The organism is Paenibacillus sp. IITD108 (assembly GCF_036541265.1).
GTDB lineage: Bacteria > Bacillota > Bacilli > Paenibacillales > Paenibacillaceae > Pristimantibacillus.
This window is the reverse complement of the sequence record NZ_JAZHCT010000002.1, coordinates 288,149-308,751: the sequence shown is the minus strand read 5'-3', so window position 1 is coordinate 308,751 and position 20,603 is coordinate 288,149. Positions and strand designations below refer to the sequence as shown.

22 protein-coding genes and 1 tRNA gene are annotated in these 20,603 nt (G+C 42.5%); 18 read left to right on the top strand and 5 right to left on the bottom strand.

The features are described from left to right. Positions 1–233: 233 nt before the first annotated feature. The 8 genes from mnmE to V1L65_RS02965 all read left to right on the top strand — a co-directional run bounded on the left by mnmE (position 234) and on the right by V1L65_RS02965 (position 9,077). Positions 234–1,613: a tRNA uridine-5-carboxymethylaminomethyl(34) synthesis GTPase MnmE gene (gene mnmE, locus V1L65_RS03000; RefSeq protein ID WP_331697570.1), complete on the top strand. Its 1,380-nt coding sequence runs from the start codon at positions 234–236 to the stop codon at positions 1,611–1,613. A 10-nt stretch (positions 1,614–1,623) separates the two neighbouring features. Beyond that, a complete protein-coding gene (gene mnmG, locus V1L65_RS02995; protein ID WP_331697569.1) occupies positions 1,624–3,516 on the top strand; it encodes a tRNA uridine-5-carboxymethylaminomethyl(34) synthesis enzyme MnmG in 1,893 nt (630 codons plus the stop codon). Then, complete coding sequence (gene rsmG, locus V1L65_RS02990; RefSeq protein WP_331697568.1) at positions 3,513–4,235, top strand: 16S rRNA (guanine(527)-N(7))-methyltransferase RsmG; 723 nt, start codon at positions 3,513–3,515, stop codon at positions 4,233–4,235. Before mnmG ends, rsmG begins: the two co-directional genes overlap by 4 nt. A gap of 384 nt (positions 4,236–4,619) precedes the next feature. Then, positions 4,620–5,438: a nucleoid occlusion protein gene (gene noc, locus V1L65_RS02985; protein ID WP_331697567.1), complete on the top strand. Its 819-nt coding sequence runs from the start codon at positions 4,620–4,622 to the stop codon at positions 5,436–5,438. Positions 5,439–5,552: 114 nt separating this feature from the next. Continuing rightward, positions 5,553–6,326, top strand: a complete 774-nt coding sequence (locus V1L65_RS02980; protein WP_331697566.1) for a ParA family protein — start codon at positions 5,553–5,555, stop codon at positions 6,324–6,326. After that, on the top strand, positions 6,307–7,161 hold the full coding sequence (locus V1L65_RS02975; RefSeq protein WP_331697565.1) for a ParB/RepB/Spo0J family partition protein: 855 nt from the start codon (positions 6,307–6,309) through the stop codon (positions 7,159–7,161). Before V1L65_RS02980 ends, V1L65_RS02975 begins: the two co-directional genes overlap by 20 nt. 233 nt (positions 7,162–7,394) lie before the next feature. Continuing rightward, a complete protein-coding gene (locus V1L65_RS02970) occupies positions 7,395–8,567 on the top strand; it encodes an aminotransferase class V-fold PLP-dependent enzyme (protein WP_442955662.1) in 1,173 nt (390 codons plus the stop codon). Between the two features lie 15 nt (positions 8,568–8,582). After that, positions 8,583–9,077 (top strand): DUF4446 family protein, encoded by a 495-nt coding sequence (locus V1L65_RS02965; RefSeq protein ID WP_331697564.1) that lies wholly within the window; start codon positions 8,583–8,585, stop codon positions 9,075–9,077. Positions 9,078–9,397: 320 nt separating this feature from the next. Here V1L65_RS02965 and yyaC read toward each other — a convergent pair whose 3' ends face one another. Continuing rightward, complete coding sequence (gene yyaC / locus V1L65_RS02960; RefSeq protein WP_331697563.1) at positions 9,398–9,997, bottom strand: spore protease YyaC; 600 nt, start codon at positions 9,995–9,997, stop codon at positions 9,398–9,400. Positions 9,998–10,102: 105 nt separating this feature from the next. On the opposite strand from yyaC, the gene V1L65_RS02955 reads away from it, so the two are divergent. From V1L65_RS02955 to V1L65_RS02945, 3 genes are all read left to right on the top strand, one after another. Further along, positions 10,103–10,342, top strand: a complete 240-nt coding sequence (locus V1L65_RS02955; protein WP_331697562.1) for a DUF3343 domain-containing protein — start codon at positions 10,103–10,105, stop codon at positions 10,340–10,342. 24 nt (positions 10,343–10,366) lie between these two features. Then, on the top strand, positions 10,367–10,567 hold the full coding sequence (locus V1L65_RS02950; protein WP_331697561.1) for a DUF951 domain-containing protein: 201 nt from the start codon (positions 10,367–10,369) through the stop codon (positions 10,565–10,567). A 62-nt stretch (positions 10,568–10,629) separates the two neighbouring features. Next, positions 10,630–10,720 (top strand) — tRNA-Ser (locus V1L65_RS02945). Between the two features lie 337 nt (positions 10,721–11,057). Here V1L65_RS02945 and V1L65_RS02940 read toward each other — a convergent pair. Further along, positions 11,058–11,237 (bottom strand): YjzC family protein, encoded by a 180-nt coding sequence (locus V1L65_RS02940; protein WP_331697593.1) that lies wholly within the window; start codon positions 11,235–11,237, stop codon positions 11,058–11,060. A gap of 219 nt (positions 11,238–11,456) precedes the next feature. Here V1L65_RS02940 and rpsF point away from each other — a divergent pair, with 219 nt between their 5' ends. The 4 genes from rpsF to V1L65_RS02920 all read left to right on the top strand — a co-directional run bounded on the left by rpsF (position 11,457) and on the right by V1L65_RS02920 (position 13,249). After that, positions 11,457–11,741, top strand: a complete 285-nt coding sequence (gene rpsF / locus V1L65_RS02935) for a 30S ribosomal protein S6 (RefSeq protein ID WP_331697592.1) — start codon at positions 11,457–11,459, stop codon at positions 11,739–11,741. 50 nt (positions 11,742–11,791) lie between these two features. After that, positions 11,792–12,325 (top strand): single-stranded DNA-binding protein, encoded by a 534-nt coding sequence (ssb, locus tag V1L65_RS02930; protein ID WP_331697560.1) that lies wholly within the window; start codon positions 11,792–11,794, stop codon positions 12,323–12,325. A gap of 20 nt (positions 12,326–12,345) precedes the next feature. Beyond that, entirely contained in the window at positions 12,346–12,627 is a 282-nt protein-coding gene (gene rpsR / locus V1L65_RS02925) for a 30S ribosomal protein S18 (RefSeq protein ID WP_331697559.1), read from the top strand. A gap of 169 nt (positions 12,628–12,796) precedes the next feature. Next, on the top strand, positions 12,797–13,249 hold the full coding sequence (locus tag V1L65_RS02920) for a hypothetical protein (protein ID WP_331697558.1): 453 nt from the start codon (positions 12,797–12,799) through the stop codon (positions 13,247–13,249). Between the two features lie 66 nt (positions 13,250–13,315). On the opposite strand, the gene V1L65_RS02915 is transcribed toward V1L65_RS02920, so the two are convergent. From V1L65_RS02915 to V1L65_RS02905, 3 genes are all read right to left on the bottom strand, one after another. After that, entirely contained in the window at positions 13,316–14,704 is a 1,389-nt protein-coding gene (locus V1L65_RS02915; protein WP_331697557.1) for a TrkH family potassium uptake protein, read from the bottom strand. Then, a complete protein-coding gene (locus V1L65_RS02910; protein ID WP_331697556.1) occupies positions 14,688–15,353 on the bottom strand; it encodes a potassium channel family protein in 666 nt (221 codons plus the stop codon). Before V1L65_RS02910 ends, V1L65_RS02915 begins: the two co-directional genes overlap by 17 nt. A gap of 142 nt (positions 15,354–15,495) precedes the next feature. Then, on the bottom strand, positions 15,496–15,693 hold the full coding sequence (locus V1L65_RS02905) for a hypothetical protein (protein WP_331697555.1): 198 nt from the start codon (positions 15,691–15,693) through the stop codon (positions 15,496–15,498). 233 nt (positions 15,694–15,926) lie between these two features. Between V1L65_RS02905 and V1L65_RS02900 the strand changes: the two genes are divergently transcribed. Genes V1L65_RS02900 through V1L65_RS02890 form a run of 3 tightly spaced genes read left to right on the top strand, consistent with a single transcriptional unit; the run spans position 15,927 to position 20,603 of the window. Further along, complete coding sequence (locus tag V1L65_RS02900; protein ID WP_331697554.1) at positions 15,927–18,800, top strand: Na+/H+ antiporter subunit A; 2,874 nt, start codon at positions 15,927–15,929, stop codon at positions 18,798–18,800. Then, positions 18,800–19,138 carry a Na(+)/H(+) antiporter subunit C gene (locus V1L65_RS02895; protein ID WP_331697591.1) on the top strand — a complete coding sequence of 113 codons (339 nt, stop codon included), beginning with the start codon at positions 18,800–18,802 and terminating at the stop codon, positions 19,136–19,138. Before V1L65_RS02900 ends, V1L65_RS02895 begins: the two co-directional genes overlap by 1 nt. Beyond that, the gene (locus V1L65_RS02890) at positions 19,131–20,603 is read left to right on the top strand and encodes a Na+/H+ antiporter subunit D (protein ID WP_331697553.1); all 1,473 of its coding nucleotides are present in this window, start codon (positions 19,131–19,133) and stop codon (positions 20,601–20,603) included. The genes V1L65_RS02895 and V1L65_RS02890 overlap by 8 nt, the downstream gene beginning before the upstream one ends.

The window sequence follows — 20,603 nt, the reverse complement described above, 5'->3', positions numbered from 1 at the left end:
TATTTCTCCGGAATGAAACGCGTGATCGCCAAAGGACGGCGATATCCGTTTCACCTTGAAATATAGGAAAGTATATATTTTCACTTTATACATGTTCCTATATTTCATCGGTAAACGCGCTTGTCCAAAGGACGGCGGAGCCGTTTATCCTTGATATATAAGAATTTTAATATTTTTTGCATGTTTTTGTATGTTAATGATGGCATAGTCATCTAGAAAGGAGTGGTTAAACCGTGGAGCATGACACAATAGCAGCTATATCTACTGCTGTTGGAGAAGGTGGAATAGCTATTATTCGAATTAGCGGTCCGGATGCCATCAGCAGCACGGATCGTATTTTTAAATCGTCAAAAAGGCTATCAGAAGCTGATTCACATACGATCCATTATGGGCATATTATTAATCCGGAAAGCGGCGAATCGTTGGATGAGGTGTTAGTTACCTTAATGAGAGGACCGAAGTCCTTTACAGCCGAGGATGTCGTTGAAATTAACACACATGGAGGAGTTATTGCTGTAAAAAAAGTAATGGATGCAGTATTGCAGCTAAATGCAGTCAGAGTTGCCGAGCCTGGCGAATTTACGAAGCGTGCCTTTATTAACGGACGTATTGATTTGATGCAGGCTGAAGCTGTTATTGATTTGATTCGTTCCAAATCAGACCGGGCATTTTCTGTAGCAAAGAAGCAGGCTGAGGGCGTGTTGTCGCGTAAAATCAAAGCGCTGCGCCAGACGGTTATCGAGCTGCTTGCTCATATTGAAGTGAATATTGACTACCCTGAGCATGATGTTGAGGAATTGACAGTTGCTTTTATAGAGGAGCAATGCACAAAGGCTATTGCTGAAATAAATAAACTGCTAAAAACGGCTAGCGAGGGGAAAATACTGCGTGAAGGGATTATGACGGCCATTGTTGGTAGACCTAACGTTGGCAAGTCTTCCTTGCTAAATGTTTTGGCACAAGAAAACAAAGCGATCGTAACGGATATCCCTGGTACAACTCGTGATGTTATTGAGCAAATTGTAACGATTAACGGCATTCCGTTAAGGCTTTTGGATACAGCCGGCATCCGCGAGACCAGTGATATCGTTGAACAAATAGGGGTAGAACGATCTCGTGATGTGCTGCAGGAAGCTGATTTGATCTTATACGTGCTCAATTACAATGAGCAGCTGCAGCCGGAAGATAAATTGCTGCTGGAAGGTATGAAGGGACGTTCAGTTATCGTCATTGTCAATAAAACGGATTTAGAGCAGAAGCTTGATTTGTCAGAAGTTGAAGCTATATTGGACCGCTCCGTTATCGTTCTGATGTCGATGCTGGAGGAGAAGGGCCTTGAGGAGCTTGAGAACAAAATAAGCGAGCTGTTTTTTGAAGGACAGCTGGAAAGCGATGATCTTACGTATATAAGCAATGTAAGGCATATTGCTTTGCTGAAGAAGGCTCGCCAGTCGCTCCAGGATGCGATTGAGGCGTCACAGGCGGGCGTGCCTATAGATATTATTCAAATTGATGGACGGATGGCTTGGGAAGCGCTAGGAGAGATTTTAGGGGACGAGGCTGGCGATTCATTAATTGATCAAATTTTTTCACAGTTTTGTCTTGGAAAGTAGGAGGTAAATTATGGGATATGATGCTGGACAATATGATGTCATTGTCGTTGGTGCCGGCCACGCTGGCTGTGAATCAGCGCTGGCAGCAGCAAGAATGGGATGCAATACGTTATTGTTGACGATTAATCTGGATATGATCGCATTTATGCCTTGTAATCCGTCAATCGGCGGACCGGCTAAAGGGCATGTTGTTAGAGAAGTGGATGCGCTTGGCGGTGAAATGGGCCGCAACATTGATAAAACCTTTATTCAAATGAGGATGCTGAATACCGGGAAAGGCCCTGCGGTGCACGCGCTGCGCGCGCAAGCAGACAAGGTGCTGTATCAGCAGCAGATGAAGCATACGATTGAAACCACGCCTAATCTTACACTTCGTCAAGGCATGGTCGAAGATCTGATTGTTGAGGATGGACAATGTCTCGGGGTCGTAACAAAAACTGAAGCGAGATATTATGCTAAAGCAACGGTTATTACGACAGGCACTTATTTGCGTGGAAAAATAATTATGGGTGAGCTTGCTTACGAAAGCGGACCAAACAACCAACAGCCTTCAATTAAGCTTGCTGAAAGCTTGAGAAAAAATGGTCTGGAGCTAGTACGTTTTAAAACCGGTACACCTATGCGTATAAGCAAGCAATCGATTGATTTTTCCAAAACAGAAATTCAACCTGGGGACGAAAATCCGAAGTTTTTCTCCTATGAGACAGAATCCTCGGATAATGAGCAGCTGCCTTGCTGGCTGACCTATACTTCAGAGCAAACGCATAAAATTATCAATGACAATTTGCACCGTGCACCTATGTATACGGGAGCAATCGAAGGGGTAGGCACAAGCTATTGCCCTTCGATCGAAGATAAAATTGTCCGCTTTGCAGATAAGTCCAAGCATCAAATCTTCTTGGAGCCGGAAGGAAAGCACACGTCAGAATATTATGTTCAAGGCTTATCCACAAGCATGCCGGAAGATATTCAATTGAAAATGTTGCAATCAGTTCCAGGATTGGAAAAAGCTGAGATTTTGAGAGCGGGATATGCCATTGAGTACGATTCGATTATCCCCACACAGCTATGGCCATCGTTGGAAACAAAGGTGCTGCCAGGATTATTCACAGCTGGACAACTTAACGGAACATCTGGTTATGAGGAAGCTGCAGCTCAAGGTATTATGGCGGGAATAAATGCAGCCAGAAAAGTACAAGGGGAAGAGCCAGTAGTTATTTCAAGATCTCAAGGTTACATTGGGGTTTTAATTGATGATCTGGTTACGAAGGGCACGAAAGACCCTTACCGTTTGCTCACATCAAGAGCTGAATATCGCTTGCTTCTGCGTCATGACAATGCAGATTTAAGATTAACTGAAATAGGCCATTCAATCGGATTAATATCAGACGAGCGTTTTGAAAAGTATTTAAATAAAAAGGCGATGGTTGAAGCAGAGGTAGAGAGGCTGCGCTCGGCCAAAATTAAAGTTGATGATGCCAATCCGGTATTAGCTACAATTAATTCAACGCCTTTGGAGCATGGTACGGATGCCTTGTCTTTATTAAGACGTCCTGAAGTGACTTATGACATTATTGATCAATTGACTCCATCTTCAGAAGCTTTAACTGAGGAAATGAAGGAACAGGTTGAAATTCAAATTAAATATGCCGGTTATATTGATAAACAGCTGCTGCAAGTAGAAAGATTAAACAAGATGGAGAAAAAACGCATCCCTGCTGATATTGACTATCATGAGATTCAAGGATTGGCTAAGGAAGCCCGCCATAAGCTTAGCCAAGTTAGACCGTTATCTATTGGACAGGCATCTCGAATTGGTGGGGTAAACCCAGCAGATATTTCTATCTTGCTAGTTTATTTGGAGCATTACAATCGTGTAACAGCGGCAAGGGGAGCGCAATGAATCAAACAGTACAATGGTTTACTGCTCAATTAGAGGAGAGAGGCATGACTCTCTCTTCAGCCCAAATAGAGCAATTTGAAACTTACTATCGTCTCTTGGTACAATGGAATGAGGTTATGAATCTTACTGGAATTACTGAGTATGATGCTGTTTATGAAAAGCATTTTTATGATTCCATTACAGTTGCCTTTTTTGCACCAATGGATAATATAACGAGCATCGCTGATATTGGCTCGGGTGCGGGATTTCCAAGCATTCCTCTTAAAATCTGTTTCCCTCGCTTAAAAGTATTAATTGTAGATTCGTTAAACAAACGAATTCAATTTTTAAATACGGTAGTGAATGAGCTTCATTTGTCCGATGTTACTTGCCTTCATGGAAGAGCAGAAGATGTAGCTAGAATGGAACAATATCGTGATCAATTTGATCTTGTTACGGCAAGAGCAGTGGCAAGACTAAATGTGCTTAATGAATTTTGTTTGCCTTTTGTAAAAAAAGGCGGCAGCTTTATAGCGATGAAAGGGTCTCAATTAATAGAAGAGATTGCTGAAGCGGGCAAAAGCTTAAAGGAGCTGCAGGGAAGCATTCAATCGCAGCATAAGCTGCTGCTGCCCAAGGAACAATCAGAAAGACATCTTGTTTGTATTAAGAAAAATGCAGCAACTCCAAAAAAATATCCTCGAAAAGCAGGCACGCCTTTAAAGCAGCCGTTAATGTAAGGGGAGGCAGTAAATGTTTCACGTGAAACATTTACTGCTGCATTTTGGAAAGTAAAAACTTTCATCTTATAGCTACTCTTATATTTCTACGGAAATAACTAAAAAGTTAACTAGATAGATTTCCATGACCGTAAATATTAAAATGTTTTTGCTAGAAACAGAAAGTTATATGAAACAGAAAGTTATATGCAGCATGCATATTATTATACATTTCCTACTAACATGGAATCTTCCTTAATAAGAGGATAATTTCGTGCTGATTATCATTGAAAAATCGGGTATATCTAATAGTATTTCGTTGTCAAGCAGGAGTTCAAAATGATAAAGTAGAATTTGTTACATATAAAGATTCTTTTATCACATGATCGGGTGGTAATCATAAATATGAAAGAGCAACTATCTCGTTTGTTTGGACTTTCCGACCAGAAAAGTGGACAAGAGGAAGTTCGACAAATACCTATTGATGAAATTGATACTAGTCCTTTTCAGCCTCGTACTATATTTGACGATGAACGAATAGAAGAGCTTTGCCAAACTATTCGTACGCATGGTGTTATTCAGCCCATCGTAGTCCGGGTTCGTAATAATCGATATGAGATTATTGCCGGAGAACGCAGATGGCGTGCTGTCAGCAAGTTGGGTTATGCTACAATTCCAGCCATTATTAGAGAATTTAATGATTCTCAAACAGCATCGATCGCTCTAATTGAAAATTTGCAACGGGAAAATTTAACAGCAATTGAAGAAGCGATTGCTTACCAAAAGCTTATTGAACTGCATCAATTAACACAAGAAAGCTTGGCGCAGCGTCTAGGTAAAAGCCAGTCAACAATTGCCAACAAACTGCGTTTGTTAATGCTGCCAGAACAAGTTAAAATGGTATTGATGGAGCGTAAAATCACGGAACGGCATGCGAGAGCGTTGTTGTCGTTGGAAGAGGAAGAGCTTCAGCTTAAAGTATTAGAGGAAATTATAACAAAGGACCTTAATGTAAAGCAAACTGAGGTTAGAATAGCTTTTTTGAAGGAATCTACTAACAATAAAAAGGCAAAGCGTATCTCTTTCACTAAAGATGTTCGTTTGGCGCTTAATACTATTCGCCAATCCATTGATATGGTTGCTGGTTCTGGTCTGCCTATTAAAACGAATGAGAAGGACTATGAAGACCATTATGAAATTGTTATTCAAATTCCAAAACGCTAACTTTACCTTAAGCAGATATTGTTCAAGATAAAAGGATAACGAAAATTATGGGCCGCTCCTTAGGGGGCGGCGAAGCCATTTATACTAAAGTTCCAAACATGAGGTGAGTTAGAAGTGTCAAAGATAATTGCAATTTCCAACCAGAAGGGCGGTGTCGGTAAGACTACGACTTCTGTGAACTTAGCGGCCTGCCTTGCAACATTGGGAAAAAAAGTTCTGCTTGTCGATATTGATCCGCAAGGAAATACAACGAGCGGCTTAGGAGTTAATAAGGCAGACGTTCATAATTGTATTTATGATGTTCTTATTAATGAAGTCCATCCTAGCGATGCTATTGTTCAAACGGATGTTCCTGGTCTTTCTATTATTCCTGCAACAATTCAGCTAGCAGGTGCAGAAATTGAACTTGTTCATACTATTTCCAGGGAACAAAGATTAAAGAAATCATTACATTTGGTGAAACAAGATTATGATTATATTCTAATAGATTGCCCTCCTTCCCTTGGCATATTAACGATTAACTCTTTAACTGCTGCTGATTCGGTATTAATTCCAATTCAATGTGAATATTATGCGCTTGAAGGATTAAGCCAATTGTTAAATACAATCAGGCTTGTTCAAAAGCATTTGAATACAACGTTGCAAATCGAAGGTGTTCTATTAACTATGCTTGATGCGAGAACTAATCTTGGCATACAAGTAATAGAAGAAGTTAAAAAGTATTTTCAACAAAAGGTTTATCAGACGATTATTCCTAGAAATGTACGTTTAAGCGAAGCACCATCTCATGGTCAAGCTATTATCACATATGATCCAAGGTCAAAAGGTGCGGAAGTCTATCTTGAACTTGCGAAGGAAGTGATTATGTATGAACAAGCGGCTAGGTAGAGGGTTAGATGCATTAATTCCATCACTTTCTGTTAATGAAGAAGATAAAGTTATAGAAATATCATTATCTAAACTAAGGCCTAACCCATATCAACCACGTAAAACATTTGATGAAGAGTCGATTAAAGAATTGGCAGAATCGATAAAACAGCATGGTGTGATTCAGCCTATAATTGTACGTACAGTCGTAAAAGGCTATGAAATAATTGCTGGTGAAAGAAGATTCAGAGCTTCGCAATACTGCGGTAATGAAACAATACCTGCTGTAGTTCGCTCGTTTTCTGATCAGCAGGTAATGGAAATTGCTTTAATCGAAAATTTGCAAAGAGAAGACTTGAATGCGATTGAAGTAGCGATTGCTTATCAAGCACTGCTTGATAAGTTCAACTTGACGCAAGAGGAGCTTTCTTTAAAAGTAGGAAAATCGAGATCTCATATTGCTAATTTTGTCAGGCTGCTTAGTTTACCAGAAGAAATTAAACAAAATGTTTCACGTGGAACATTATCAATGGGACATGCCCGCGCGTTAGCAGGTATTAAAAATGAGAAAACGCAGTTAGAGATAGCGGATCAAGCGATTACGCAAGAGTGGAGTGTAAGGGAGCTTGAGGATGCGATTCAAAAGCTGGATAGCAAGCCTGTCGACACAAAAGAAGTGGCTGTAAAAACGAAAAGCAGAGACCCGTATATTGAGCATGTAGAAGAAGCATTGCGTGATCGTTTTAAAACAACTGTGAAAATTAAGCAGCAAAAAGATAAAGGTAAAATTGAATTACAATATTACAGCAAGCAAGACTTGGAGCGCTTATTGGAATTGCTTCAGCAGATGGCTTAGCAAGTAGACAATTGTTCAAGGCATATCTAAGTTGTAATCTTCATTCTGAAGGATTAAACTAAGATATGCCTTGTTTTTTTTGGAGTGAAGGATCGATAATCACGACTGTCCCGAGTACAACTCATAAAAATCGGACTGCAACAGTGGTCGGAATTCCAATCTTGATCGCAGTGGCACCCCTTTGATAGATGTTGTTTAATAGACATATTAGGATAGATGGAGGCTGAATAACAGTGCAGACTGAAAGTGCGTTTATTTATTTGGATAATGCAGCGACCTCATGGCCTAAACCGCCTGAAGTAATTGAAGCAGTTACCCAAACTATGATGTACGACGGAGCCAATCCGGGAAGAGGCAGTCATGCGATGGCCGTTCGAGCGAGCAGAGTGCTGTTTGATACAAGAAAGCAGCTTGCTAAATTGTTTCATATTAAAAACCCTAATGATATTGCATTTACAAGTAATACGACGATGGCATTAAATATGGCCATAAAAGGGTTCTTAAAGCCAGGCGATCATGTTATTGCAACTTCGATTGAACATAATTCTGTTAGAAGACCTTTATATGAGCTGCAGCAAAAATTAGGTATTGAGGTTACGTATATACCATCCGATGTAGAAGGTAATATTAATATAGCTTTGCTGAAGGCAGCGATTCAAAAAAACACAGTTCTTTTGATTGTTAACCATAGTTCTAATCTGCTGGGAACGATTTTGCCGCTTGAACAATTAGCCGATATAGCGAAAAAAAACCAAATAAAGCTGTTAGTTGATGCTGCGCAAAGTGCTGGGTTGCTGTCTATTGATGTGCAAGCGCTGGGAATAGATATGATGGCTTTTCCAGGCCATAAAGGGTTGATGGGTCCTCAAGGAACCGGGGGACTGTATATAACACCGGATATTGAATTGGAGCCTTTATTGCATGGCGGAACTGGCAGCCAATCAGAAACACCGCATCAGCCGACAGTCAGACCAGACCGATATGAGGCAGGCACGCAAAACACAAGTGGACTGGCTGGGTTAAAAGCCGGCGTAGAGTATATTCACAAACGATCTGTTGAAGCGATTGGGGGGCATGAGTGGAGCCTGTCGCAAAGGATAATAGAGGGACTAATGCGCAATAATGATGTAAGAGTATTAGGCCCGGCCCTTGGAAAGCCTAGAACAGGAATTGTATCTTTTACAGTTAATCATATAGAACCGTCAGAAATGTCATTTATATTGGATCAGCATTATCAAATTGCAGTCCGATCAGGCTTTCATTGTACGCCTTTAGCGCATGAAATAGCTAAGACAGATGCTACTGGCGCGATAAGAGCAAGTGTCGGCGCATTTTCAACTGAGAAGGAAGCTGATCATTTTATAGCTGCAGTTAATGAAATAACAAAACAGTATTCCAAGGCTTAGAGAAGAGGAAAAGAAATGATGGAATGGGTTGAGGAACCGATAGCAGCTATAGCTTTGGCTGTGGCGCTTGTAATGGCTCTAATTTTGTTTCTAATGTTAATTTGGGTAATAAGGCTGAGCGGCAGGCTAAAGAGGCTTACAAGGCAATACAGGGCGTTTATGGAAGGGTCGAGTGTCGACGATCTGGAACAGGTAATCATAAATATGAAAAATAATATTTTTCAAAATGAAGAACAAATCAAAATTCAAGGTCAGCAGCTTCAGCAGGTTCAAGCTAAACTGCCAACAATGAGCAGCAAAGTGGGGATTAATCGTTATAATGCGTTTGGCGACAGAGGGAATGATTTAAGCTTTTCTATTGCCATTGTTAATGAGACAGAGGATGGCATGGTGCTGACAGGCATTCATAGCCGTGAAACGACTTATGTATATGCGAAGCCTCTGGAAAAAGGCACATCAAACTATCCACTTACTCCTGAAGAGCTAAAAGCGATCAGGGAAGCCAAGTGAAAGCTTGATGAATGCCATCATGATCATTACTTGGGCATGCAAAGTGTGTAACGGTTGCTATAGCCGCTAAAGAGCTGATTTTAAGCAGTTTAATTTTTTAATGGTTGTTTTAGCGGTTATTTCGGCTTTTTGGCATGTTTTTAGCATAATTTTATTGAATAGCGGCAATAGCAACCGTTAGATTTTAAAACACCTTATTTTTTTAAAAATAGGCTCTATGGCAACCGTTATAAGATCCTGTATTCCTATGATATTACCTGTTATTATATTCCGACGGTAAACGCACTTCCTGCGTTCAAGCAAAGGAAGGAGGAAGCCGTTTATCCTTGGGTAGCGGCTGTATGTGCGGAAGCATCGCGATACGAGCGCGCATGAATGGATTGATAAAGACTTCTGCTAATCACTTCTGACATTTTGACAACCAGATGCAGCCGAGTATTTTGCAAAACAAAATACTCCATAAAGCCGCCTACGTTAACAATGCCAGTAATGTGAATATCACCAACCGGGGGAAGCTCTTTATTAACGCCTGCTCCGGGCCTTACAGGGCCCGAGCCTACTTGAATGCATCCAACACTCGCTACCTGTCCCAGGCAAGCGTCAATGCCTACCACAAAGGGGTTATGAAAGACTGTTTGTATATGTTCAATCGTTTCGGCCAGATTCATGGCATGGACAGGCTCTTCTAACGTTCCGAACAGGTGGAACGCAGTGCTGTTATATTTCGCTAGTGCAGATCCGATTAAAGGGCCTAATGAATCTCCTGTGGATCGATCAGTGCCAATACAAACAATTACTAATGGTTGTGCGGCGGAAGCTTGCTGAAAATGCTCAGAAAGACGTTTCGTTAATAGACGCACAATATCAGGTGACGTGTAAGGCAGCTTGAATGAACTGTCATTTAAAAAAGGTAGATTCATAGAATCCCTCCACTATTGAAAAGATAGTATCAGTATATGGAAAAATAAGAATGTTTATACCTGACGGGGGAAGTAAATAAAATTTGGTAAAACAGGAGGTAAGAGATGCTTATCGCATTCGACTCCACCCAGCAGGCGCTGCGTGCAGAAATGCTGCTGGAATATGCAGATATCGAAATTGATATTTGTCCGACACCTAAGCAAATTACTGCTGGCTGTGCCTTGTCGATTGAGTTTCCAGATGACCAACTAACTGCAGTACAAACGATACTAATAGAAGAAAACGTAGAGATTAGAGGTATATTTCAACGCGCAGACGATAACTACGAGCTTATTACTAATTAAAGCAATTTGATGGAGGGGAACGATATGGAGAAAAAGCAATTTGAGCTGGGCGATATTGTTCAAATGAAAAAATATCATCCTTGCGGCTCGAATGAAATGGAAATTATCCGTATGGGCATGGACATAAGAATAAAATGTGTAGGCTGTCAGCATAGTATTCTTTTGCCTCGATCAAAGTTTGAAAAGAACATGAAGAAAGTGCTGCGGACAAAAGAGGAGCAGTAAATAGAAAGTGCTTGCATCCTCATAATGGGTATGGTAATATATTTTCTGTTGCACCATCTCGCGGAGAAGTACCCAAGAGGTCCAAGGGGGCTGACTCGAAATCAGTTAGGCGTGTCAAAGCGTGCGTGGGTTCGAATCCCACCTTCTCCGCCACTTTTAAACTAAAATAAGCAAGGGCGTTCATTGTAGTATTTAACTACTCTGAACGCCCTTTTTGACGGTGTTTATGATGGTTTAGTATCTATTGAGGAGTTACTTTCGTCAATCGGAATCATTCAGCCCATGCTTCATTATTTCCAATGCGCAAGTTCATCAATTTTTTTCTTCTTACCGAGTAAGGAGTACAAATTGATCTCCGCATCCCATTAGAGCAGATAAACTGCTTTAATGTCTTGCACCAATCGATTCAACGGAACCACACCTCTCTTGCACCGTCGATAATTATAATGCTCTGTTTTATCGATTTGTATACAAACTGTATGCAAAAAAATTATTTCAAATATTTCCATTTTCGATTATGGTTCGTATTCTTAGGAAATGGCTCGCCTTTTGCAAGCTGTACCATTTGAGGATCTTTCACACCGTCATGATTGCCATTTTCGCCATCCTCGATATAAACGCCGGCTTTTGGAGCTTTGTTGCCCTCTGTAAACATTGAAACTTCACCCATTACGCTCATTCCTTCCTTATGATCTGTTGGGCATACACGGACCCAATTATAGTTTAACTGCATGATGGCTTTGAAATTCCAAGCAATTGTTAGCAAGAACAGTCCGATCAATAATTGCTTGAAACTAACGATTTTATTTGTTAATATAGAGTGATGCGGGCAAATGCCCGTTCCTTGCTCCAGCAATGGGGCCGTTTAGTCCAAAAGGAGGTGAAAAATATGCGCAAATATGAAGTGATGTACATCATTCATCCGGAAGTTGAACAAGAAAACGTTCAAGCTCTTGTTGAGAAATTTAATGGCATCATCTCCAATGGCGGAGAGGTCACTAAAACTGACGTTATCGGAAAACGCCGTCTTGCGTATGAGATCAACAAGCTTCGTGATGGTTATTTCGTTCTAGTTAACTTCACTGCAACATCTGAAGTTGTTAACGAACTTGATCGTAACATGAAGATTTCGGATAGCGTTATCCGTTCGTTGATCGTTAGAGACGTAGCTTAATTGCAGTCTGCTGACAACGCAAGAAGATTTATTGGAGGGAGGTCTGTACAATGTTGAACCGTGTCATACTGATTGGAAGATTGACGAGAGACCCTGAATTACGCTATACGCCTGCAGGAGTTGCGGTAACGCAATTTACGCTTGCAGTAGACCGTCCATTTACATCCGGACAAGGCGGCGAACGTGAGGCGGATTTTATTCCTGTTGTTACGTGGCGCCAATTGGCGGAAACTTGCGCAAATTATTTGCGTAAAGGTCGTTTGACAGCTGTAGAAGGTCGTATTCAAGTAAGAAATTACGAGAATAATGAGGGCAAGCGTGTCTATGTAACAGAAGTTATTGCTGACAACGTAAGGTTCCTGGAGTCTAACCGCGAAGGCGGTGCACCGCGTGAGGAAGGAAATAGCGGCAATTACGGAAGCAATGCTGGAGGCGGCGGATCATATGGTGGAAACACCAATAATTCGAACTCGAACTACGGCGGCGGAAGTCGAGGCAGTAACCAATCACGGGGCGACAATAATGATCCTTTTAAGGATGATGGACGCCCGATCGATATATCTGAAGATGATTTACCATTTTAAACAAGAAAGGATGGGTTAAGATGAGCTTCAAACAAAGAGAAGGCGGCGAAGAACGCGCAGATCGCAAATTCGGCGGCCGTAAAGGCGGACGCAACAAGCGTCGTAAAGTATGTTTCTTTACAGTTAACAAAATTACTCACATTGACTATAAAGATACAGATTTGCTTAAAAAGTTTATCAGCGAGCGCGGCAAAATTTTGCCACGTCGTGTAACTGGAACAAGCGCGAAATACCAACGCTTGCTTACAATTGCAATTAAACGTTCACGTCAAATTGCTTTGCTTCCATACACAACTGAGTAGTATATACTCATGAAAGCCTGATCTGGAGTTCATTCTCCGGACAGGCTTTTTTTGATTTTATTGCATAATGAGGAAATGTAAATATTGGAATATGGTAAATGTTGAAACAATTATGCAAGTTATTCGTCTGAATAAGTAGATCATTGAAAGGGCTTGGAGGTGAAGCGAGTTGCTCATTAAATTCAGCAGTGCCGCATTAATAAGGACCGCAGCCAGCATATCGATTAGCGTTGGCGTAATATATATGCTGGCTATTATGCATTTAACGGATTCATTAACTGGAGTCAGCTCCATTTTAGTTATGCTGGAAGGGCAAAATTTGGTGGCGAAGTGGGCGGCCTATGCTTTATTCGGAGGAATGGCTGTATTAATAGGCTCATTATTTATGAATAGTAAGAAATCAGTGCTGTTTAAACGTTTTATGCTAGGTGTTGCATTAATTGCCGGCTTGCTTCTGATTGTAGCTCAGCTTCCGCCGTTGTTTTGGTGGATCCTTGTAAACAGCTCTACATTTTCCTGGTCAGGCGGTTTATTTTTTATATTGCATTTAATTATTATGCTCGTTTCATTATGGCAATCTTTAGTTACCATTTATGCATTGGAACGGTCAATTGCAAAATAGTAATAACAAAAGATGCTTTGTCAGCGCCGCAAGCGGTTGCCGTCAAAGCATCTTTTTGTTGAACGATTAACCGATCATAATATTATCTTCCGGATAACCAATCTTACTTGTTGTTTTCTTTTGTGAAAGCGCAAAGGCAAGGGTTAGCGGACCGAGACGTCCTATAAACATCGTTATAGCTACAATAAATTTGCCCAAAGGGGACAAGTCATTGGTAAGCCCCATGGAAAGTCCGGTTGTGCTGAAGGCTGAAGTTGTTTCAAACAGCACCTCCAGGAAATGATCCTCCAGCATATCCTCTGTAATAGTGAGGACGAGCGAAATGAATAATACAAATGCTAAAGAGCTGATTACAACAGCAAGCGCGCGCAGAACGGTATCTTGAGATATTTTGCGTCCAAAGGCATGAATCTGCCCGCCGCCGCGAAACGTATTTAACGTAGCCAGCAAGATAACGACAATTGTATTTGTTTTAACTCCGCCGCCTGTTCCTCCTGAAGAAGCTCCGATAAACATTAAAATAATAAGGACAAACTGCGAAGTCGTCAGCATGCTTCCGATATCAATCGTATTAAAGCCCGCACTACGCGGTGTCAGCCCTTGGAAGAAGGAAGCCAGCAAGCGTTCCCCGACATTCAAATCGCCAAAGGTAGCCTTATTCCAGCTCTCAAGCATAAATATAATGAGAAAGCCGCCTATGGATAAGATAGCAGATGTAATTAAGACAACCTTAGTGTGCAAGGAAAGCTTTCTCCACGATCTTTTTCGGAAAATATCTACGATAACGATGTATCCAATCCCGCCAAGCACAAATAAGGTAACTATCGTAATGTTGATAACAGGATCACTTACAAAGCTGGATAAGCTGTCCGACCATAGTGAAAAGCCTGCATTATTGAAGGAAGATACGGTATGAAACAGGCCATAGTAAAAGGCTTTGCCTAAGCCCAGCTCGCCGCTCCAACGAAGGGTAAGAATAATCGTTCCGATAACTTCCAAAGTGAGCGAAATGAGAATCATATAAAGCGACAGCCTTACTAAACCTTTAGAGGAAGAGGACTGCGTTGTCTGTTGAATAATAAGGCGCTGTTTAAGGCTGATTTTTTTGCCAAGCAGGATGGCAACCATGACGCTGAAGGTCATAAATCCAAGCCCGCCGATTTGTATGAGAATCATAATAACAATTTGTCCGAACATGGAAAAGGCGGTTCCCGTATCTACAACGACGAGCCCATTCACGCATATCGCAGATACGGCTGTAAACAGCGCATTTAAAAGGCCTACGGATTGTCCATTGCCAGAAGCAAAGGGTGATGCGAGCAAAATGGTGCCAATCGCAATCAGTATGGCAAAGACAGAGATAATAAGCCTTGGCGGGCTTAATGGAACACGTTTTTTATCTTTTTTCTTATGATGATGATGCAAAATATGCAGTGTGTTATTTTGCTCGCTCATAGGCATTCTCCAAATCACGAATTTCTTCATTGCTGCCGATTATAAGCAGAATATCGCCAGTATGAATTTGATCATCCGCTCTAGGGGAAATGTTAATTTTTTGTCCAGTTTTAATCGCCATAATCGTACAGCCAAAATTAGCCCGAATATCGAGCTCTTTAAGCGATTTGCCATTCATCGCAGGCGGGGCTAAAATTTCTGCCAAATTGTAGTCAGCTGACAATTCGATATAATCGATTAAATTTTCCGAGCTTAACTGATTAGCAATCCGGGCACCCATATCGCGCTCCGGATAAACAACTTGGTCAGCGCCGATTCTTTTCAGTACTTTGCCGTGCATTTCATTTTTGGCCTTCGCTGTTACTTTAGGCACCTTAAGCTCTTTCAGCAGCAGCGTCGTCATGATGCTGGCCTGGATGTCATCGCCTATAGCGACGATCGCATGCGAGAAGTTGCTGACGCCAAGCTCCAGAAGTACCGATTCATCGCTGCAATCAGCCTGCAGCGCATGAGTGGCGATAGGAGCTATTTCCTGCACATAATGCTCATCTTTATCAACCGCGAGCACTTCATGCCCATTGGCGATCAAGGTGCGCGTTACGCTGGATCCGAACCGGCCTAATCCAATTACAATAAACTGTTTTTTCAATATGTCACTTCCTATCAGACGTTAATCCGGACTAGTTGAACTTTCATTGCTGCCTAACATGATAGGAGACGAACTTATATTTGTCAAAGGTTGAAAACACGAACAAAACCGATAAAATTCAATCTCCAAGGTGCTCAGTTCATTATTCTGCCATTACAGGCACAAATTTAATATATTCTCGAGGTAAATGAAGAGAGGCTGGATTTTGATTGGATGAAAACATAAATGGATTGCCTTCCGATGCTCGTACCTGCTCATATTGAGTATGATTGACCCATGTCAGCAGCAATGCAAGCATTGCGAAAATAAGGAGACAGACAGCGGATTTCAATCGCAGCATATGGTTCACACTCCCGCTTTATTCAGTAATAAACCGAATGTAATACACAAAGTAATCCCCAATTGGCGGTGTTTCCATTCCTAAACGATGATAAAATAATTTTGACAATCTAGGAAAGACGCGATATACTAAATTGAATTTTGGGAAAAATGAATATTGGGAATTAATTGGAGGAGCCTGTCACTAACAGGCTCCTTTTGTGTTTAAAAGGAGTAATTAGGAGGGAAAAGAGGTTGTCTGCGTATCATTTTATAATTATTCTTCCATTTATTGGCGCTCTTTTATTGCCGATTATTTATCGAAGCTTGCCACGTATTCATGCTGGCTGGTATGTGCTTCCCATTCCGGTTGTATTATTTATATTTCTGTTAAGCTCTATAGCTGATTTCAATGAAACAGGCAGCAGGAACGCTAATTGGTCCTGGATGCCGTCTTATGGCATTGATTTTAATGTATATATAGACGGGCTGGCTTTATTATTTGCTTTGTTGATTACAGGAATTGGAAGTCTGGTTGTCTTTTATTCCATTTTTTATATGGACAAAAGAAGGGAGAAGCTAGCCTCCTTCTACGTTTACTTATTGCTTTTCATGGGAGCAATGCTAGGTTTAGTGCTTTCGGACAATATGATGGTGCTGTACGGCTTCTGGGAGCTTACCAGCTTGTCTTCCTTCTTGTTAATTGCTTTTTGGCACGAGCGCGGCAAATCAAGGTATGGGGCGCTTAAATCGCTTGTTATAACTGTAGCAGGCGGCCTTGCGATGTTTGCCGGCTTCCTGCTGATTTACGTTATGACAGGAACGTTCAGTATAAGAGAGGTAGTCAGTCAGCTTCCTGCAATAAAAAGCGAAGGACTGTTTATTGCTGCTATGCTGCTTGTCCTTCTTGGCGCATTCACGAAGTCAGCCCAGTATCCATTCCATATCTGGCTGCCGGATGCCATGGAAGCGCCGACGCCAGTGAGCGCGTATTTGCATTCAGCCACGATGGTTAAAGCAGGGCTTTATTTGGTAGCCCGTTTTTCACCTGTTTTTTCAGGGCATATGCTTTGGTTTTGGCTTGTTTCAGGCATTGGCCTTGCGACATTAATTTATGGCTCATACAGAGCTATGAAGCAAATCGATCTAAAAGCGATTCTAGCCTACTCTACAATAAGTCAATTGGGTCTTATTATGTGCTTGCTGGGACTCGGCTCCGCAGCTGAGCTGGCAACCTCTGACATAGCTATCGCCACATTAATGAATGCTACGCTTGCTGCTGTATTTCATTTAATAAACCATGCTGTTTTTAAAGGCGCACTGTTCATGACAGCAGGCATCATTGACCATAGCACGGGCACTCGCGATATACGCAGGCTTGGCGGCTTAATGGCGATCATGCCGATCACTTTTACGATAGCTTTGATCGGCACCTTTTCGATGGCAGGGCTTCCGCCATTTAGCGGCTTTTTAAGTAAAGAAATGTTCTTTACAGCAGTTGTTAAAATTACCACACTGGAAGTGAAGCATTGGGAAGAGCTGCTTTATATTTTTCCTGTTGTCGCATGGATCGCCAGCGTATTTACATTCTTTTATAGCATTCGCTTGCTGCTGAGAGCATTTGGAGGCAAAGGAAATATCGAAAAGCTTGAACGAAAGCCTCATGAAGCGTCGTTAGGTCTGCTTATACCGCCTGTAATATTGGCATCGTTAGCCGTTCTGTTTGGCTTGTTTCCGAATGTGCTGTCCTATACGATACTTGAGCCTGTGCTGCATGCCGTACATCCGGCGTTAATCCCTGCAAATAAGCAGATACAAGTAGCTATTTCATTCTGGCATGGCCCTACTGTTGAAGTATTTATGACGATAGGCGTAATAGGATTAGGCTTAGCATTATATTTGCTGTCTCCGAGACTGGCTCTATTCGTTAAGCCGCTTGGCAGCCGCTGGTCGCTAAATAGTCTGTATGACCGGGGAGTTGCAGGCGCGCATCGACTGGCCGGCTTGGCAACAAGGCGATATATGACTGGTTCGATCCAGCATTATATGCTGTACATTTTGATTACGATGCTTTTGCTCACAGGAGTGACATTTGCACTCGTCAGCGCATTCCATATCGACACGACCGGATATGCGGATGCGACGGTTTTTGAGATCGTAATTATTGCAGCGCTTATAGCTGCTGCACTGGCTGTCCCCTTTGCCCGTACTCGATTAACGGCTATATTGCTGACGGGGCTTACAGGATATTTGGTTGTTCTGTTTTTCGTTATTTTTCGAGCGCCGGATTTGGCTCTCACTCAAATTATTGTGGAGACGGTGTCGGTTGCGCTCTTCCTGCTATGTTTTTATCACCTGCCTAAGCTGAAGCGGGAAAAGTTCAGACCTCGCTTTAAGCTATTGCGATTGTTGGTAGCCTTGGGGGTTGGAGTGACGGTTACAATCATTGCTCTAAGCGCCAGCAGCACAAAGCTGTTCGACTCTATTTCCCAGTATTATGTTCAAAATAGCGTGAAGCTTGCAGGAGGCAGCAACATTGTTAATGTTATTTTGGTAGATTTTCGCGGCTTCGATACGATGCTTGAGATTGTGGTGCTTGCGATTGCATCTTTTGGCATCTACTCGCTTATTAAAATGGGGGAGCAGGAAAAAACGTCCGACAATGCCGGCATGCCGGCAGAAGCTTCCAGCCCGACTTATTATCTCGGCAGCAATGATGTCATGCTGCAAACGATCGGAAAGCTGGCTGTCGTGATTATGCTTTGCTTCTCGCTGTATTTGCTTTATTCGGGACATAACCAGCCGGGAGGGGGCTTTATAGGCGCCTTGGTAGCATCCTCTGCGTTCATTTTGCTGGCGATGGCCTTTGGCATGAAAAGCTTTGAGCGCTTCGTTCCAGTTGATTTCCGAAAAATAACAGCCTTTGGCTTAATGATTGCATTTTTGACCGGTGCGGGCTCCTTTTTATTTAAAGTGCCGTTTCTGACACATAGCTTTGGTCATATCGAGCTGCCGCTTATCGGCTCGCTGGAGCTGGCAACCGCTATGATATTTGATCTAGGCGTTTACTTAACGGTGCTAGGCGTTACGATGACGATTATATTTACGATTGGGAGGGATCGAACATGATGGAGTTATATATGTCTGTCGCTATAGGCGTCTTGTTTACAGTAGGCGTGTATCTGCTATTGTCCAAAAGCTTACTGCGCATTATTCTCGGCATGTCGCTCTTAACCCATGGCGTCCATTTGCTTCTTCTGACGATGTCCAGCTTGAAGACCGGCTCGCCGCCGATCGCGGGCGAACAAGCGCAGCGTTTTGTCGATCCTTTGCCGCAGGCGCTTATATTAACATCGATAGTTATTAGCTTTGGCGTAACTGCGCTGTTTATCGTAATCGCTTATCGCGCGTATAAGAAGCTTCAGACGGATAATATGGATGAGCTGAGAGGTGGGCAGGATGAATAATATACTTGTTTTACCGCTTCTGCTGCCTTTATGTACGGCTGCTGTTCTATTATTTTTTGCCAAGCATGTTGCCGCACAGCGTGCAATTAGTTTGCTTGGCAGTGTATTGCAAATGATAGCGTCCATTTATATCGTTGCACAAGTCAAGGAGCATGGCGTTCTTACGCTTCATATGGGCGGCTGGCTTCCGCCTTACGGCATAGTGTTTGCAGCTGATATGACAGCGGCATTGTTAACGGCTGCCACAGCAATAGTGGGGGGACTGTGCCTGCTGTACGCCATGGGAACGATAGGGGAACAAAGAGAGCGCCATTACTTTTATCCGCTTGTCCAGTTTTTACTGGCAGGCGTATGCGGCTCATTTTTGACCGGAGACTTATTCAATCTGTTTGTATGCTTTGAAGTGCTTTTAATTGCGTCCTATTCCTTGCTCGTGCTGGGCGGGGAAAAAAAGCAGTTGAGAGAAACATTGAAGTATATGATTATTAATATATTTTCCTCAACGCTCTTTGTCGCTGCAATGGCCTATTTGTATGGAGTCGTGGGGACACTGAATATGGCCGATTTGTCGCAGCGAATCGCTGAGTCGCCATCTGGCATCCTGGAAGTGATTGCTGTACTGCTTATGCTCGTGTTCGCTCTTAAAGCCGGACTGTTTTTATTTTTTTGGCTGCCAGGCTCGTATGCTGCACCGCCTGCCGCCATAGCGGCTTTATTCGGAGCGCTGCTGACGAAGGTCGGTATTTACGCTTTAATAAGAACGTTCACGCTGTTATTTCCTTTGGAGGGCAGCCATATACAGCTTTGGCTGGGCATAATGGCAGGGCTGACGATGACGCTTGGCGCAATCGGAGCAATTGCCTATTCGGATATTCAGCGCATACTAAACTATAATGTCATCATTAGCGTAGGGTTTATCATCTTTGGCCTGACCGTGGCTGTTCGCGCCTCCTTGGAGGGGGCCATCGTTTATTTGCTGCATGATATGGCAGCCAAGGCACTTCTTTATATGCTTGGTGGACTCATTATATATGCTTCAGGAACGAATAAAATTACGGAGATGGGCGGTTTGCTGCGCAAATATCCGCTTCTCGGATGGATGTTTTTCCTTACTGCCCTCGCTATCGCAGGCTTGCCGCCGTTAAGCGGCTTTCCGGGCAAAGTATTGCTCATTAGAAGCGGGCTGCAGCAGGAGTATTATATACTTGCGGCGCTTTCCCTGCTGTCCAGCTTTATTGTGCTGTATTCCTTAATCAGAATCTTTATGCATGCCTTTTGGGGGGATGAAAGCAAGGAAGGTCATAAGCCGGCGCTTATTCCGCGCAGCGCCTTAGGCTCGGCCTTAGGCTTGCTAGCTATCGTTATCGGTATGGGGATAGGAGCAGAATGGTTGTACAGCTTCATTGAACAGGCAGGAGCGCTGCTTGTCAGCCCAGCACAATACATTGAGGCCGTTTTAAAGTAG

Excerpts from the sequence above, each read along its gene's own strand:
- ssb (WP_331697560.1), top strand. The coding sequence starts at position 11,792 with ATGTTGAACCGTGTCATACTGATTGGAAGATTGACGAGAGACCCTGAA.
- rpsR (WP_331697559.1), top strand. The coding sequence starts at position 12,346 with ATGAGCTTCAAACAAAGAGAAGGCGGCGAAGAACGCGCAGATCGCAAA.
- V1L65_RS02955 (WP_331697562.1), top strand. The coding sequence starts at position 10,103 with ATGCTTATCGCATTCGACTCCACCCAGCAGGCGCTGCGTGCAGAAATG.
- V1L65_RS02950 (WP_331697561.1), top strand. The coding sequence starts at position 10,367 with ATGGAGAAAAAGCAATTTGAGCTGGGCGATATTGTTCAAATGAAAAAA.
- V1L65_RS02975 (WP_331697565.1), top strand. The coding sequence starts at position 6,307 with ATGAACAAGCGGCTAGGTAGAGGGTTAGATGCATTAATTCCATCACTT.
- mnmG (WP_331697569.1), top strand. The coding sequence starts at position 1,624 with ATGGGATATGATGCTGGACAATATGATGTCATTGTCGTTGGTGCCGGC.
- V1L65_RS02895 (WP_331697591.1), top strand. The coding sequence starts at position 18,800 with ATGGAGTTATATATGTCTGTCGCTATAGGCGTCTTGTTTACAGTAGGC.
- rsmG (WP_331697568.1), top strand. The coding sequence starts at position 3,513 with ATGAATCAAACAGTACAATGGTTTACTGCTCAATTAGAGGAGAGAGGC.
- noc (WP_331697567.1), top strand. The coding sequence starts at position 4,620 with ATGAAAGAGCAACTATCTCGTTTGTTTGGACTTTCCGACCAGAAAAGT.
- rpsF (WP_331697592.1), top strand. The coding sequence starts at position 11,457 with ATGCGCAAATATGAAGTGATGTACATCATTCATCCGGAAGTTGAACAA.
- V1L65_RS02890 (WP_331697553.1), top strand. The coding sequence starts at position 19,131 with ATGAATAATATACTTGTTTTACCGCTTCTGCTGCCTTTATGTACGGCT.
- V1L65_RS02965 (WP_331697564.1), top strand. The coding sequence starts at position 8,583 with ATGATGGAATGGGTTGAGGAACCGATAGCAGCTATAGCTTTGGCTGTG.
- yyaC (WP_331697563.1), bottom strand. The coding sequence starts at position 9,997 with ATGAATCTACCTTTTTTAAATGACAGTTCATTCAAGCTGCCTTACACG.
- V1L65_RS02905 (WP_331697555.1), bottom strand. The coding sequence starts at position 15,693 with ATGCTGCGATTGAAATCCGCTGTCTGTCTCCTTATTTTCGCAATGCTT.
- V1L65_RS02940 (WP_331697593.1), bottom strand. The coding sequence starts at position 11,237 with ATGGGTGAAGTTTCAATGTTTACAGAGGGCAACAAAGCTCCAAAAGCC.
- V1L65_RS02915 (WP_331697557.1), bottom strand. The coding sequence starts at position 14,704 with ATGAGCGAGCAAAATAACACACTGCATATTTTGCATCATCATCATAAG.